This window comes from Streptomyces sp. NBRC 110028 (genome assembly GCF_001417735.1).
Lineage (GTDB): Bacteria > Actinomycetota > Actinomycetes > Streptomycetales > Streptomycetaceae > Streptomyces.
In genome coordinates, this window is sequence record NZ_BBUZ01000023.1 from 591,119 (window position 1) to 605,980 (window position 14,862).

11 protein-coding genes are annotated in these 14,862 nt (G+C 69.2%); 1 reads left to right on the forward strand and 10 read right to left on the reverse strand.

What is annotated here, in order from left to right; all coding sequences use genetic code 11:
• From ASC60_RS07735 to ASC60_RS07780, 10 genes are all read right to left on the reverse strand, one after another.
• Positions 1-1,056 (reverse strand): ABC transporter permease, encoded by a 1,056-nt coding sequence (locus ASC60_RS07735; RefSeq protein WP_055548125.1) that lies wholly within the window; start codon positions 1,054-1,056, stop codon positions 1-3.
• A complete protein-coding gene (locus ASC60_RS07740) occupies positions 1,049-1,972 on the reverse strand; it encodes an ABC transporter permease (protein ID WP_055548127.1) in 924 nt (307 codons plus the stop codon). The genes ASC60_RS07735 and ASC60_RS07740 overlap by 8 nt, the downstream gene beginning before the upstream one ends.
• Positions 1,973-1,975: 3 nt before the next feature.
• Positions 1,976-3,607, reverse strand: a complete 1,632-nt coding sequence (locus ASC60_RS07745) for an ABC transporter substrate-binding protein (RefSeq protein WP_055548129.1) — start codon at positions 3,605-3,607, stop codon at positions 1,976-1,978.
• 332 nt (positions 3,608-3,939) lie between these two features.
• Positions 3,940-5,109 carry an ABC transporter ATP-binding protein gene (locus ASC60_RS07750; RefSeq protein WP_055548131.1) on the reverse strand — a complete coding sequence of 390 codons (1,170 nt, stop codon included), beginning with the start codon at positions 5,107-5,109 and terminating at the stop codon, positions 3,940-3,942.
• On the reverse strand, positions 5,102-6,157 hold the full coding sequence (locus ASC60_RS07755) for an ABC transporter ATP-binding protein (protein WP_055548133.1): 1,056 nt from the start codon (positions 6,155-6,157) through the stop codon (positions 5,102-5,104). Before ASC60_RS07755 ends, ASC60_RS07750 begins: the two co-directional genes overlap by 8 nt.
• An 11-nt stretch (positions 6,158-6,168) precedes the next feature.
• Complete coding sequence (locus ASC60_RS07760; RefSeq protein ID WP_055548134.1) at positions 6,169-7,113, reverse strand: ABC transporter permease; 945 nt, start codon at positions 7,111-7,113, stop codon at positions 6,169-6,171.
• Positions 7,106-8,032, reverse strand: a complete 927-nt coding sequence (locus tag ASC60_RS07765; RefSeq protein WP_055548136.1) for an ABC transporter permease — start codon at positions 8,030-8,032, stop codon at positions 7,106-7,108. The genes ASC60_RS07760 and ASC60_RS07765 overlap by 8 nt, the downstream gene beginning before the upstream one ends.
• 86 nt (positions 8,033-8,118) lie before the next feature.
• Complete coding sequence (locus ASC60_RS07770) at positions 8,119-9,744, reverse strand: ABC transporter substrate-binding protein (protein WP_055548138.1); 1,626 nt, start codon at positions 9,742-9,744, stop codon at positions 8,119-8,121.
• A 428-nt stretch (positions 9,745-10,172) separates the two neighbouring features.
• Entirely contained in the window at positions 10,173-12,038 is a 1,866-nt protein-coding gene (gene typA, locus ASC60_RS07775; RefSeq protein ID WP_055548140.1) for a translational GTPase TypA, read from the reverse strand.
• A 182-nt stretch (positions 12,039-12,220) separates the two neighbouring features.
• On the reverse strand, positions 12,221-14,215 hold the full coding sequence (locus ASC60_RS07780; protein WP_055548142.1) for an ABC transporter family substrate-binding protein: 1,995 nt from the start codon (positions 14,213-14,215) through the stop codon (positions 12,221-12,223).
• Positions 14,216-14,512: 297 nt separating this feature from the next.
• Between ASC60_RS07780 and ASC60_RS07785 the strand changes: the two genes are divergently transcribed.
• A complete protein-coding gene (locus ASC60_RS07785; protein WP_055548144.1) occupies positions 14,513-14,800 on the forward strand; it encodes a hypothetical protein in 288 nt (95 codons plus the stop codon).
• Positions 14,801-14,862: the final 62 nt, after the last annotated feature.

Genomic DNA, 14,862 nt, shown 5'->3' on the forward strand with positions numbered 1-14,862 from the left:
CTAGCGCAGCTTCGGGTCGAGGGCGTCGCGCACCGCGTCGCCGAGCATGATGAACGCGAGCACGGTGATGCTGAGCGCGCCCGCGGGCCACAGCAGCATGTGCGGGGCGTTGCGGATCTGGGTGGACGCGGACGAGATGTCGATGCCCCAGGAGACGGTGGGCGGTTTCAGCCCCACGCCGAGGAAGGACAGGGTCGCCTCCAGCGCGATGTACGTGCCGAGCGCGATGGTCGCGACGACGATCACGGGGGCGACGGCGTTGGGCGCGATGTGCCGCAGCAGCATCCGGCCGGTGCCCGCCCCGAGGGTGCGCGCCGCGAGCACGTAGTCCTGCTGCTTGACGGTGACGACCGAGCCGCGGGCGATACGGGAGATCTGCGGCCAGCCCAGCAGCACGATGAAGCCGACCACCGGCCACACCGATCCGCTGGTGACCACCGACAGGAAGACCAGCCCGCCGAGCAGGATCGGGATGCCGAAGAAGACGTCGGCGATCCGCGAGAGCAGCGCGTCCCACCAGCCGCCGAAGAATCCGGCGAGGCCGCCGAGCACGCTGCCCAGCAGCGCGGCGCCCGCGGTGGCGCAGATGCCGACGGTGATGGAGGCGCGGGCGCCGTAGACGGTGCGGGTGTAGACGTCCCGGCCCTGGAGGTCGAAGCCGAAGGGGTGGCCGGGGGCCGGGCCGTCCTGCGCCTTGGCCAGGTTGCCCTGGTACGGATTGCCGTCCGCGATCAGCTGCGGCCAGATCGCGATGGTGACGAGGAAGAGGATGACCAGCGCGGAGAGGACGAAGACGGGATTGCGGCGCAGATCGTGCCAGGCGTCGGACCACAGCCCGCGGGAGCCCTGCCCCGGGTCCGCGGCGGCCCGGCGGCGACCGGCGGGACCGAGCGCCAGGCGTGGGAGGGCGAGGCGGCGCCACGGTCGGCCCCGCGGCCCGCCCTGCAGGGTCGCGGTGCCGGTGGCGGCGAGGTCCACCGGCTGGCCCGAGGGCATATCGGAGGGCGTATCGGAGCACGTTTCACAAGACTCAAGGGGTTCAAAGGGCTCAGGCATACCGGATCCTCGGGTCGAGCACGGCGTAGAGGAGGTCGACGAGCAGATTGGCGAGCAGGAAGACGATCACCAGGATGGTGACGAAGCCGACGACCGTCGGCGAGTTCTGGCGCAGGATGCCCTGGTAGAGCTGGTAGCCCACGCCATGGATGTTGAAGATCCGCTCGGTGACGATGGCCCCGCCCATGAGCGCGCCGACATCGGTGCCGATGAAGGTCACCACCGGGATCAGCGAGGTGCGCAGGAGGTGCCGGACGACGATCCGGCGGCGTGGCAGCCCCTTGGCGACGGCGGTACGGACGTAGTCGGCGCGGGCGTTCTCCACGAGCGAGGTCCGGGTGAGGCGGGTGGTGTACGCGAGGGACACCAGCCCCAGCACCACACCGGGCAGCAGCAGTTCGGTGAACGGCGCCTCGGGCGCGACGGACGGCCGGGCCCAGCCCCACCGCACGCCGAACAGGTACTGCAGCACGGTGCCGCTGACGAACGTCGGGATGGACACCACGACCAGGGTGAGCAGCAGCACCGAGGTGTCCAGGCCCCGGCCGCGGCGCAGTCCGCCGAGCACGCCGAGGCTGATGCCGAGCACCATCTCGAAGACGACGGCGACGGCGGTGAGCCGCAGGGTCACGGGGAAGGCCCCGGCCATCAGCTCGGTGACGGGCTGTCCGTTGAAGGCGGTGCCGAAGTGGCCGCCGAAGACCTGCCCCATGTAGTGGACGTACTGGCTCCACAGCGGTTCGTCGAGGTAGAGGTCCTTGCGGATGCGGGCCGCCGTGGCGGGGTCGGGGGCCTTGTCGCCGAACAGGGCGGCGACCGGGTCGCCGAGCGCGTAGACCATGAAGAAGATCAGGAAGGTGGCGCCGAGGAAGACCGGGATCATCTGCAGCAGCCGCCGCAGCACATAGCGGCTCATGGCTCAGCCGACCCTGATCTGGTGGTAGACGGGCACGCTGAACTGGTTCAGCGTCACGTCGTGGAGCCGGGAGGCGTAGCCCGCGCTGCCGTTCTGGTACCACAGCGGGATCGCGGGCATCTGCTGGGCGAGGATCTTCTCGGCGTCCTGGAAGGCGGTGATGGCGGCCCGGTCGGCGGGGGCGGCGTTGGCCCGGTTCACCAGCCGGTCGAAGCCGGCGCTGCTCCAGTGGCCGTCGTTGGAGGAGGCGTCCGTGTAGTACAGCGGCTGGAGGAAGTTCTGGATCAGCGGATAGTCCATCTGCCAGCCCGCCCGGAACGGGCCGGTCATCCGCTCCCCGGCCATCTTGTTGCGGTAGTCGGCGAAGGTGCCGACCGGTTTGCCGACGCACGCCCGGTCGCTGCGCAGCACGGTGTTGACGCTGTTGCAGACGGCGTCGACCCAGTCCTTGTGGGAGCCGGTGTCGGCGTTGTACGTGATCGTCATGCGGCCGCCGGGCAGCCCGCCGCCCTCTCGGATGAGCTTGCGCGCCCGCTCCGGGTCGTAGGTGCAGGCGTCCCCGCACAGCCCGGGCTGGTAGCCGCCCTGCCGGCGCAGCACCGGGGAGGTCCAGTCGGTGGCGGGGGTGCGGGTGCCGCGGAAGATCCGGTCGGTGATCTGCGCGCGGTTGATCGCCATGGAGATGCCGCGGCGCAGCTTCGCCCGCGCGGGCCCGCTCCACGCCCGGTCGTACATGGGGAAGGTGAGGGTCTGGATGATCCCGGCGGGCTGGTTGATGTAGCGGTTGCCGAGATCGGAGCGGACGAACTTCAGCTGCTGGGCCGGGACGTCGTCCACCAGGTCGAGGTTGCCCGCCTGGAGATCGGTGTAGGCGGTGTTGCTGTCGGTGTAGACGCGGAGGTCGACCCCTTTGTTACGGGCCTTGTCGGGGCCCCGATAACCGTCCCAGGCCCGCAGCTTCATGACCGCGCCCTTGTCGTACGACCGCACCTGGTAGGGGCCGTTGCCGACGGGCTTCCTCAGCCAGGCCTCGTGGTCGGTGAAGAAGGCGCGGGGCAGCGGCGCGTAGGCGTTGTAGCCGAGCGTCTTGGGCCAGGAGGAGAACTTCTGGGTGAGCCGGACGGTGAAGGTCCGCTCCCCCGTCACCCGCAGCCCGGAGAGGGTCCGGGCGGTGGGGCGGCCGGTGGCGGGGTGGACCTTGTCGTACCCCTCGATGTACTCGAAGAAGTAGGCGTTGCGCTGCTTGTTGTCGAGGAGGGCCCCGTAATTCCAGGCGTCCACGAAGGACTTCGCGGTGACCTTCTCACCGTTGCCGAAGCGCCGCCCCTTCTTGATGGTGACGGCGTACGTGCGCTGGTCGTCGGTGGTGATGCGGTCCGCGAGCGCGTCCTCGGCCTCACCGGTGGCCGGGTCGTACCGCTTGAGCCCCCGGAAGATCATGTCGAGGACCTTGCCGCCCTGGACGTCGTTGGTGTTGGCGGGCTCCAGCGGGTTCGGCGGATCGCCCCACGAGGAGCGGACGATGCCCTCGGCCGGGCCGGAGCCGCCGCCGCAGCCCGCGAGGGCCGGGACGGCGGTCACGCAGAGGGCGCACAGCACACACCGGGCACGCAGGACGTGCTGGGCTCCGCGCATGGCGCCTCCCGAGGATCCGGTCCAAGATCGCCTCAGATCCTCATGACACCCCAGGGCCGGGCGGCCCGCACGCCGGTGACCGCTGTCCGTGGCAGCGGCCCGGCGGCACCGGGAAACGCACCCGGGAAACGCCGTTGGTGAAGCGCGAGCCGAGCGGTGCGTCCCGCGCTCGGCAAGCGCTTTCTAGGTCACTGTGACCTAAGTTTCCCCGCGCTTCAAGCGTCTGTTCCATATCTTTAATCGATTCAAACAAAGGGACGGCGGGCCGAGCCGGGAAGACGCCGAAGGGCGCCCGGCCACTGGCCGGGCGCCCTTCGGCGAGCAGTGCCCGTTTACGCGTGCACCACGTCCTTCTCCTCGGCGAAGTGGCACGCCGACTCGTGCGCCGCGAGGGAGTCGGTGCCCGCGAAGCGCTCGGGGACGGCGAGCAGCGGCACCTCCTTGGCGCACTTGTCCTCGGCCTTCCAGCAGCGGGTGCGGAAGCGGCAGCCGGAGGGCGGGTTGGCCGGGGAGGGGACGTCGCCGGTGAGGATGATGCGCTCCCGGCCCTCCCGCGACTGAGGGTCGGGCACCGGGACGGCGGACAGCAGGGCCTGGGTGTACGGGTGGGTCGGGTGGTCGTAGATCTCGGCGTCGGTGCCGATCTCGGCCATCTTGCCCAGGTACATCACGCCGACCCGGTCGGAGATGTGGCGGACGATGGACAGGTCGTGGGCGATGAAGATGTAGGACAGGTTGAACTCGTCCTGCAGCTTCTCCATCAGGTTGATGACCTGCGCCTGCACGGACACGTCCAGCGCCGAGACCGGCTCGTCGCAGATGATGATCTCCGGGTTGAGCGCGAGGCCGCGGGCGATGCCGATGCGCTGGCGCTGACCGCCGGAGAACTGGTGCGGATAGCGGTTGATGTACTCGGGGTTGAGACCGACGACGTCCAGCAGCTCCCGGACCTTGCGGCGGCGGTCGCCCTTGGGCGCGGCCTCGGGGTGGATCTCGTACGGCTCGCCGATGATGTCGCCCACCGTCATGCGGGGGTTGAGCGAGGTGTACGGGTCCTGGAAGACCATCTGGATGTTGCGGCGGACGGCCCGCAGCGCGCGCCCGGACAGCTTGGTGATGTCCTGGCCCTTGTAGAACACCTCGCCCGCGGTGGCGGTCTCCAGGGTCATCAGCAGCTTGGCGACGGTCGACTTGCCGCAGCCGGACTCGCCGACGATGCCGAGCGTCTCGCCCTGGTAGAGGTCGAAGGAGACGCCGTCGACCGCCTTGACCGCGCCGACCTGCTTCTTGAAGAGGATGCCCTGGGTCAGCGGGAAGTGCTTGACCAGGTTGCGCACCTGGAGGATCGGCTCCCCGCGGTCGACATGGGCGTCGAGGGCGGCGACGGCCTCGTCCTCGGTGGCGGCGTCGACCGTCGTCACCTCGGTGACGTTGGGAGTGGCGTCGGCGGGGGCCGCGTCGGCCGGTTCCACGGCCTTGTCGTTCTTCTCCGTCTCAGCCATGGATGGTCTCCTTCCAGAAGTGGCACGCGCTGCCGCGGCCCGGCAGCTCGGTGCCGTCCTCCTCGGTGACCTGTACCAGCGGCGGGACCTCGGTGGTGCAGATGTCCTGGGCCTTCGGGCAGCGCGGGTTGAAGGCGCAGCCCGTGGGGATCTTGAGCAGGTTGGGCGGCAGCCCCTTGATCGCGTACAGCTCCTGGCCCTTGTGGTCCAGCCGCGGGATCGAGTCGAGCAGTCCCTTGGTGTACGGGTGGGCGGGGCGCTTGTACAGCTCGTGCACGGGGGCGGTCTCGACGATCCGGCCCGCGTACATCACCGCGATCTTGTCGGCGACGTCCGCGACCACGCCGAGGTCGTGGGTGATCAGGATCAGGCCCATGTTGTACTCGCGCTGCAACTCCGCGAGCAGGTCCATGACCTGGGCCTGGACGGTCACGTCGAGCGCGGTGGTCGGCTCGTCGGCGATGATCAGGTCCGGCTCCAGGGCCAGCGCCATGGCGATCATGATGCGCTGGCGCATACCGCCGGAGAACTGGTGCGGGTAGTCGTTCACCCGCTCCTTGGCGGCCGGGATGCGGACCCGGTCCATCAGCTCGACGGCCTTGGCCTTGGCGTCCTTCTTGGACAGCCCCTGGTGGACCCGGAACATCTCGCCGAGCTGATAGCCCACGGAGAGCACCGGGTTCAGCGCGGAGAGCGCGTCCTGGAAGATCATGGCGATCCGGCGGCCGCGGATCTTGCGGCGCTCCTCGGGGGCCATGGTGAGCATGTCCTCGCCGCGGAAGAGGATCTGGCCCTGCGGGATCTTGCCGGGCGGCATGTCCAGGATGCCCATGATGGCCTGCGCGGTCACGGACTTGCCGGAGCCGGACTCGCCGAGCACGGCGAGGGTCTCGCCCGCGCTGACGGAGTAGTTGACGCCGTTGACGGCCCTGGCGATGCCGTCCCGGGTGTGGAACTCCACGTGCAGGTCGCGGACTTCCAGCAGCGGGCCGCCGTTGTCCTCGACGCGCGCGGAGGGCTCCGCGCCGGTCTTCTCGATGGTGGTCACGTACGCCTCCCTCAGCGCAGCTTGGGGTCGAAGGCGTCGCGCACCGCGTCGCCGAGCAGGATGAACGACAGCACGGTCAGGCTCAGGAAGGTGGCCGGGACGAGCAGGACGTGCGGGGCGTCCCGCAGCACGTTCTGCGCGTCCGAGATGTCCACGCCCCACGAGACCGTCGACTGCAGGCCGATGCCCAGGTAGGACAGGGTGGCCTCGGCGGAGACGAAGCCACCGAGCGCGATGGTGGCCACGACGATCACCGGGGCGAGGGCGTTGGGCAGGATGTGCCGGAGCAGGATGCGGCCGGTGCCCGCGCCCAGCGCCCGGGCCGCCGTCACGAAGTCGGCCTGCTTCTGGGTGATGACCGCGCCGCGCATCACGCGGGCGAGCGGCATCCAGCCGAAGGTGGCGAGGGCGAGCACCACGGTCCAGATGGTGCGGTGGGTGAACGCCTGCAGCAGCACCATGCCGCCGAGCAGCAGCGGGATGCCGAAGAAGATGTCGGTGAGCCGGGAGAGCAGGGTGTCGATCCAGCCGCCGAAGTATCCCGCGAACATGCCGATCAGACCGCCGACGAGGGTGACCCCGAGGGTCACGCAGACGCCGATGATGACCGAGGCGCGGGCGCCGTAGATGGTCCGGGCGTAGACGCTCTGGCCCTGGCCGTTGTAGCCGAACCAGTCCTGCTGGAAGATATGCCCCCAGGCCGGCTTGCCCAGGTAGTGGTTGCGCAGATCGGCGTGGCCCGGGTCGGTGCTGGTGAAGAGGCTGGGCACGGCCGCCATCAGCAGGAAGAGCACCAGCAGCACGGCGGAGACCCAGAAGATGGGATTGCTGCGCAGTTCGCGCCAGGCGTCCTGGCCCAGGCTGCGCGGCTTGGTGACCTCGGCGCCCGCCAGGGGCTCGACGGCGGGACCTGAAGGCGCGGGGCCGGCCTCGGGGGCCAGAGTTTTCTCAGGCATAGCGGATCCTCGGGTCCAGGACGGCGTACAACAGGTCGACGACCAGACTGCTCAGCAGGTAGACGAGCACGAGCACGGTCACGATGCCGACGACGGTGGGACCCTCACTGGTCTGGATGGCCCGGAAGAGGGTGTTGCCCACGCCCTGGATGTTGAAGATGCCCTCGGTGACGATCGCGCCGCCCATGAGGGTGCCGAGGTCGGTGCCGAGGAACGTGACGACAGGGATGAGCGAGTTGCGCATCAGATGGACGCCGATGATCCGGCGCCGCGGCAGCCCCTTGGCGAGGGCGGTGCGCATGTAGTCGGCGCGCAGGTTCTCCACCACGGTGGTCCGGGTGAGCCGGGACACGTAGGCGAGCGAGAGGGCGCCCAGCACCAGGGCCGGTGCGAAGAGCTGCCCGATGTCCGTGGAGTCCTGGACGGTCGGGGTGATGACCTTCCATTTGAGCCCGAACAGGAACACGGTGACGAAGCCGATCACGAACACCGGGATCGAGGTCACGATCAGGGTGAACACCAGCACGAACCGGTCCAGGAACTTGCCGCGCATCAGGCCGGTCACCACACCGAGGGTGACGCCGACGACGATCTCGATGCCGAAGGCGAGAAGCGCGAGCCGGATGGTGACCGGGAAGGCGTCGGCCATCAGATCGGCGACCGGGCGGCCGGTGAAGCTCTGCCCGAAGTCACCCCGGAACAGCCCGGTGATGTAGTCCCAGTACTGGGTCAGCAGGGGCTTGTCCAGACCGAATTGATGGCGCAGTCTCTCGACCGTGGCGGGGTCGGATGCCCGCTGGCCGAAGAGCGCTTTGACGGGATCGCCGGGCAGCGAATACACCATCAGAAAGATGAGCAGTGTGGTCCCGATGAAGACCGGGATCATCTGGAGCAGTCGCCTCGCGACGTATCGCCCCATGGGTGTCCTCCTGTCGCCGACGCGCCCGGCGACCGCCCGTCGGGGGACGGACGGTCACCGGGACTGCGTCACTGCAAGCCTCTCGACTACTTCTTGACCTCGACGTCGGTCCAGATCGCCTGGCGGAACGTGTCGAACTTGACGTTCTGGACGTTCTTGGAGTGACCGCCGTTGGTGTGGTCGAAGAAGAGCGGGATGGAGGGCATCGTGTCCTTGAGCTTGGCCTCGGCCTGGGCGTAGAGCTTGTCGGACTCCTCGATGGTCTTGGCCGAGTCGGCCTGCTCCATCAGCTTGTCGAGCTTCTTGTCGCTGAAGCCGGAGTCATTGGCGCCGGCGCCGGTGCGGTACTGCTCGGAGATGAAGTTGGAGATGTTCGGGAAGTCCTGGACCCAGGCCATCCGGAACGCGCTGGTCATCTTCTTGTCGGTGATCTCGGTGCGCAGCTGCTGGAAGGTCGCGCGCGGGTCGGCCTCGCAGGGGACGCCGGCGTTCTGCTTGATGTCGTTGCAGACCGCCTCGGCCCATTCCTTGTTGCCGCCGTCGGCGTTGTAGGCGATGGTCATCTTGCCGCCGGGGACGCCGCCGCCCTCCTTGATGAGCTGCTTCGCCTTCTTCGGGTTGAACGTGCAGTACTCACCGCAGGCGTTGGGCTGGTAGCCCTCGACGACCTTCGGGGTCCAGCCGTCGGCCGGGTCCTTCGAGCCCTTCAGCGCGGTCTTGGTGATGGTCTCGCGGTCGATCGCCATGGACAGGCCCTGGCGGACCTTGGCCTTCTCCGGCTTGCTCCACGCCTTGTCGTACATCGGGAAGGCGATGGTGGTGTTGCCGCCGAACATCTGGTCGGCCGAGCGGTCGCCCAGGTCGGTCTTGTAGACGTTGATCGACGACGGCGGGACCTGGTACATGATGTCCAGCTTGTCAGAGACCAGGTCGTTGTAGGCGCTTTCATCCTTGTTGTAGAACTTGAAGATGATGCCGCCGTTCTTGGGCTTGTCCACCCCCTGGTACCCGGCGTACTTCTTCACCTTGAACTGGACCTTGTGCTCCCACTTGCCGTCGACCTCGTAGGGGCCGTTGCCGATGGGGGCCTCGCCGAACTTCTTCGGGTCCTTGTAGAAGGCCTTGGGAAGCGGGAAGAAGGCGTCGTAGAAGAGCCGGTCCTTGAAGGTGGAGACCGGGTGCGACAGCTCGATGGTGAACTCGTTGTCGTTCACCACCTTCAGCCCGGACATCTTGTCGGCCTTCGGGTCACCCTTTTCCGGGTGCACCTCGTCGAAGCCCTTGATGTCGGCGAACCACGAGGCGTTCAGCTGGGCGTTCTTGGCGTTCGCGCCGTAGTTCCAGGCGTCCACGAAGGAGCCGGCCGTCACCGGCTCGCCGTTGTGGAACTTCCAGCCCTTCTTCAGCTTCACCGTGAAGTGCTGGTTGTCCGGCGAGTCGACGCTCTGGGCGACCTGATTGCGCAGCTTGCCCTTGACGTCGTAGTCGACCAGGCCGCGGAAGAGGTTCTTCAGGATGTACCCGCCACCGACCTCGTTGGTGTTGGTCGGGACCAGCGGGTTCTGCGGCTCGACGTCCTGATAGGTGTACACACCGTTCGGGTCGACGGCGGACTTGCCGTCGCCCTTGTCGCCGCCGCCGCCACAAGCGGTCGCGGCCATCGCCACGACCGCGGCCATCGCGACCCACTTGGCGCTCTGGGCACCACGCATGGGTTTGCCTCCTCCGGAGTCCTCTGCTTGCTTCGAGAGGGGTGTCCGGAGATGCGCTGACACCCCTGGCAGCGAAAGGGACCGGACCCCCCAGATGTGCTCGCAGGTCCCCGCTCCCCACAGCGTTCGACCCGTTGACCCGAGCTCAATGAACCCCATGATTGAGCACCCCAGCCACGTAAACCACACTTTATGGGTCTCGCTTTGGTCACATCATCTACGCGCGGAGCCTCGAAATCCGGACAAAACTGCCGCAGACAGACACACGCGAAACGGACTGTTAACACATCATGCGGAGCCCGGACGCCGATATCCGGACGCCGCTCGTCGGATAACCGCTTGACGGGCAGCTTCCTGATACGACAGCAGCCCGGGCCCCGCTCAGGAAGCGGAAGCCCGGGCTGCCGGGGGCGTACGGAGGCGGAACGTCAGCGCTTGGCGCGCGACGCGGCGCGGCCGCGCTCCTTCTGGTCCAGTACGACCTTGCGGATGCGGACCGTCTCCGGGGTCACCTCGACGCACTCGTCGTCGCGGCAGAACTCCAGGGACTGCTCCAGCGAGAGCAGCCGCGGCGGCACCAGGGACTCGGTCACGTCCGCGGTCGAGGACCGCATGTTGGTGAGCTTCTTCTCCTTGGTGATGTTCACGTCCATGTCGTCGGCGCGCGAGTTCTCGCCGACGATCATGCCTTCGTACACCTCGGTGCCGGGCGAGGTGAACAGCACACCGCGCTCCTGGAGGTTGGTCATCGCGAACGCGGTCACCGAGCCCGAGCGGTCGGCCACCAGGGAGCCGCTGTTACGGGTGCGCAGCTCGCCGAACCACGGCTCGTGGCCCTCGAAGATGGAGTGCGCGATCCCGGTGCCGCGGGTCTGGGTCAGGAACTCGGTGCGGAAGCCGATGAGGCCGCGGGACGGCACGATCCACTCCATGCGGATCCAGCCGGAACCGTGGTTGGTCATGGTCTCCATGCGGCCCTTGCGGGTCGCCATCAGCTGGGTGATGGCCCCCAGGTGCTCCTCCGGCGCGTCGATGGTCAGGCGCTCGATCGGCTCGTGGAGCTTGCCGTCGATCTCCTTGGTGACGACCTCGGGCTTGCCGACGGTCAGCTCGAAGCCCTCCCGGCGCATCGTCTCGACCAGGATCGCCAGCGCCAGCTCACCGCGGCCCTGCACCTCCCAGGCGTCGGGGCGCTCGGTGGGCAGCACGCGCAGCGAGACGTTACCGACCAGCTCCTTGTCCAGGCGGTCCTTCACCAGCCGGGCGGTGACCTTGTGGCCCTTGCCGCCCTTGCCCACCAGCGGCGAGGTGTTCGTGCCGATGGTCATCGAGATGGCCGGCTCGTCGACGGTGATCAGCGGGAGCGCGATCGGGTTCTCGGGGTCGGCCAGGGTCTCACCGATCATGATGTCCGGGATACCGGCGACCGCGCAGATGTCCCCGGGCCCGGCCACCTCCGCGGGCTTGCGGGTGAGCGCCTCGGTCATCATCAGCTCGGTGATGCGGACGTTGGAGACGGTGCCGTCGCGCTTGATCCACGCGACGGTCTGGCCCTTCTTCAGCTCGCCCTGCTCGACGCGGAGCAGCGCGATGCGGCCGAGGAAGTTGTCCGCGTCCAGGTTGGTGACGTGGGCCTGGAGCGGGGCGGCCGCGTCGTACTCCGGCGCCGGGACGGTCTCCAGCAGGGTGACGAAGAACGGCCACAGGCTGTCGCTGTCGGCCGGGACCGTGCCGTCCTCCGGCTTGGTCAGCGAGGCGATGCCGTCCCGGGCGCAGGCGTAGACGATCGGGAACTCGATCTGCTCCTCGGTCGCGTCCAGGTCCAGGAACAGGTCGTACGTCTCGTTGACGACGTCGTCGATCCGGGAGTCCGGGCGGTCCGTCTTGTTGATGCACAGGATGACCGGCAGCTTGGCCTGCAGCGCCTTGCGCAGCACGAAGCGGGTCTGCGGCAGCGGGCCCTCGGAGGCGTCCACCAGCAGCACCACGGCGTCGACCATGGACAGACCGCGCTCGACCTCACCACCGAAGTCGGCGTGGCCGGGGGTGTCGATGATGTTGATGGTGACGGGGTCACTGCCGTCCGCCGGGTGGTACTTCACGGCGGTGTTCTTCGCGAGAATGGTGATGCCCTTCTCGCGCTCCAGGTCGTTGGAGTCCATCACCCGGTCGTCCACATGCTGGTGCGCGGCGAACGCACCGGCCTGCTTGAGCATGGCGTCGACGAGGGTCGTCTTGCCGTGGTCGACGTGGGCGACGATGGCGACGTTACGAATATCGTGGCGCGTGGGCATACGAGCGCGCTTCTCCCGGTTTCGTGGGTGGCAGCGCGCTCCTTTGTCCGGCGCGCCTTTCCGCCGGGCTGCTTACGCCACGGCTCCACCCCATGGTAAGGGGACGGCGCGGGGACGGGTGCCGCCACCCGTCCCCGCGCCGTCCCACACACCCTCGCGCCCGCTGCCGTACGCCCTCGGGCCTACTCGCGGAAGCCGATGTCCTGGTAGCGGGGGGTGGCGAAGCCGAACGCCCCGGCGTTGGCCACCGTCTTGCGGACCGCGACCAGCTGCGGTGGCTGGTAGAGCGGAATCGATCCGGCGGCCGCCCAGATCCGGGCGTCCGCCCGGCCGACCAGGGCGCGCGAGGCGCCGCCGTCCAGCTCGGAGACCGCCTCGTCGAAGAGCTGGTCGATCTGGTCCGTACCGACCCGGGTGTAGTTCTGCTCCACCACCAGCGAGCCGTCCGCGGCGGGCTGGGGCTTGGCGTAGATCGGGCGGCTGTCGGTCGCCGGGTAGGCGGAGGCGGGCCAGGAGTAGAGGGCCAGGTCGTACTTGCCGGTGGCGATGTGGTCCCTGAAGAAGGAGTCGCTCTTCACCGATGTGATCTCGGTGCGGACGCCGATCTCCTCCAGCATCCGGCCGATGCGCGTCCCGACGGCGCGCAGCGAGGCGCCGCCGGAGTCGGACGGGACGACGAAGCGCAGCACGAGCGGCCGCCCCTTCTTCTGCACGACCGCCGGGTGGGAGCGCCCGGACCGGCCCGCGTCGCCCGCGGCGGGGGCGGGATCGCCCGTCTTGCCGGTCTTCTCCGCGGTGGGGCTCGCCTGCCGTCCCCGGTCGTCCGTCTTGCCGTCGACCGACTTCTGCCGGGCGGACGAGCCGCCGGGGCGCCAGCCGGCGTCGGCGAGCAGGGACTGCGCGGCCTGGGTGTCGGGGCCGCCGAGGGCGCCGCTGTGGTCCTTGTACCCCTTCTGCTCGGCCATCAGCAGATGGTTGCCGAGCGGCTCGGTGGGCAGCCCGAACGGCTTGAGCACCGCCTTGGCCAGCGCATCGCGGTCGATCGCGCGGGCCACCGCGCGGCGCACCCGCTCATCCGCGAGCGGGCCCTTGGCGCCGTTGATGGCGAGCTGGGTGTACGCGGGGTCCAGCGCCGTGCGCAGGGTGTACCGGCGCAGGGCCACGGTCTGCGAGCGCCGCGATCCCGGCGGCGCCTTCTCGCCCTCCGCCCGGTCGCGCGTGGCCACCGCGGCCTCCTGTGCGTGGGTCTCCAGCCCGGGCGCGCCCGCCTTGCCCGAGGGGTGGAGCTTCCTGGCCCCGGCGGCCCCCTTGGCGGCGGGCGCCGCGGCCTGGACGCGGCGCGCGGTGGACCGGTCGACCTCGGCCATGTCGACGGTCCCGTCGATCAGGGCGGCGGCCCGTTTGCCCGCCGGGACGGCCTCGAAGACCAGCCGGTTCAGCCGGGCCCGGTCGCCCCACCAGCGGGGATTCCGTACGAGGGTGACGGAGGTGTCCTTCACCTCACGGATCGTGAAGGGGCCGGAGGTGACGGCGAGCCCCTTGCGGGCCCCGGCGTTGAAGACGGCCGGGTCGCTCATCGCGCTCTTCGGGTACAGCGGCGTGAACAGCGACCGCCAGTCGGTGTAGGGCTTGGCGAAGGTGACCTTGACCTCGTGGGCCTTCTCGCCCGGCTGGATCCTGGCGATGCGGTCGTATCCGGCGTTGCGCGCGGTCCAGTAGGCGTTCTCCGTGCCGCGCAGGGCCTTCCACTGGGCGGAGAAGTCCTCCGCGCCGAGCGGGCGGCCGTCGCTCCACACCGCCTTGGGGTTGAGCTTGTAGACCACGACCTGCTTGGGCTCGCGCGAGACCACCTCGGCGGACTCCAGGTAGTCGCCGTTGAGCTGCGGACGGCCGCGGGCGTCGAGGGTGTGGAGCGCGGGCAGCACCGCTCCGGCGATCCGCTCGGTGCCGGCGTCGGCGGAGGTCTGGAAGGCGTTGAAGGTCGCGGGCCGGGCGTCGAGCGCCCAGCGCAGCGTGCCGCCGGGGGCGGTCTGCGCCCGGGAGGCCGGGGCGATGTCCCGGGCCGCGGGTGACGGCGGGGCGTCGTCGTCGCCGGAGCTGCATCCGGTGAGGACGGGCAGTGGCAGCAGCACTCCCGCGGCGAGCAGCACGGCGCAGCGTCGCTTGTCGATGGACATGGCTCGTGACCTCCGGGTGTGCCGATATTGAGTGCATTTCGCACATTTTGACGCTTGTCGCATATACTCCTTACTCAAAGCGACGGATCATGAGACAGCACCCTCGGGACGGCCATGGAGGGGACAGGATCACCCGACCGGCTCCATCCGACCGGCGCGCACCCCGGCGCACGGCGGCGTGATCACGCCGGTGACTCCGCGAATCGCGGCAGATCCCTTCCCAACCAGGACTGTGACGCGTAACACTCGCTGTCGCATGAGCGCCGCCAACCGCAACCGCGGAAGTGAGGGCAAGTCATGTCCTTGAACGACGACTTGACGGCCGTCCAACGCTGTCTCGACGATCTGGTCCGCTCCGTCACCCGGCTGGAAGACCGGGTCGGCGCCGGCGGACTGGAGATACGACGGGTCCGCACCGACGCGGACCATCTGCGCGAGAGTCTCGCCCTGCTGCGCGATACGGCCCCCGGCACGGAGCGGCCGCGCCCCGAGATGGTTCCGGTCCCCGACGCGCCCTACGACAGCGCGCTGTGGTCGGACGTCGACGACGAGGGTCTCGGCGCGCGCGACCGCCACGCTCCTTAGAAGCGGTCGCTTGGCGCCCACCCGGCCCGACGGGTCCGCGCCCGACCGTCCCCCACACCACT

Coding starts and splice junctions, on each gene's coding strand:
- ASC60_RS07765 (WP_055548136.1), bottom strand. CDS start 8,032: ATGGGGCGATACGTCGCGAGGCGACTGCTCCAGATGATCCCGGTCTTC.
- ASC60_RS07735 (WP_055548125.1), bottom strand. CDS start 1,056: ATGCCTGAGCCCTTTGAACCCCTTGAGTCTTGTGAAACGTGCTCCGAT.
- ASC60_RS07750 (WP_055548131.1), bottom strand. CDS start 5,109: ATGGCTGAGACGGAGAAGAACGACAAGGCCGTGGAACCGGCCGACGCG.
- ASC60_RS07745 (WP_055548129.1), bottom strand. CDS start 3,607: ATGCGCGGAGCCCAGCACGTCCTGCGTGCCCGGTGTGTGCTGTGCGCC.
- ASC60_RS07780 (WP_055548142.1), bottom strand. CDS start 14,215: ATGTCCATCGACAAGCGACGCTGCGCCGTGCTGCTCGCCGCGGGAGTG.
- ASC60_RS07770 (WP_055548138.1), bottom strand. CDS start 9,744: ATGCGTGGTGCCCAGAGCGCCAAGTGGGTCGCGATGGCCGCGGTCGTG.
- typA (WP_055548140.1), bottom strand. CDS start 12,038: ATGCCCACGCGCCACGATATTCGTAACGTCGCCATCGTCGCCCACGTC.
- ASC60_RS07760 (WP_055548134.1), bottom strand. CDS start 7,113: ATGCCTGAGAAAACTCTGGCCCCCGAGGCCGGCCCCGCGCCTTCAGGT.
- ASC60_RS07785 (WP_055548144.1), top strand. CDS start 14,513: ATGTCCTTGAACGACGACTTGACGGCCGTCCAACGCTGTCTCGACGAT.
- ASC60_RS07740 (WP_055548127.1), bottom strand. CDS start 1,972: ATGAGCCGCTATGTGCTGCGGCGGCTGCTGCAGATGATCCCGGTCTTC.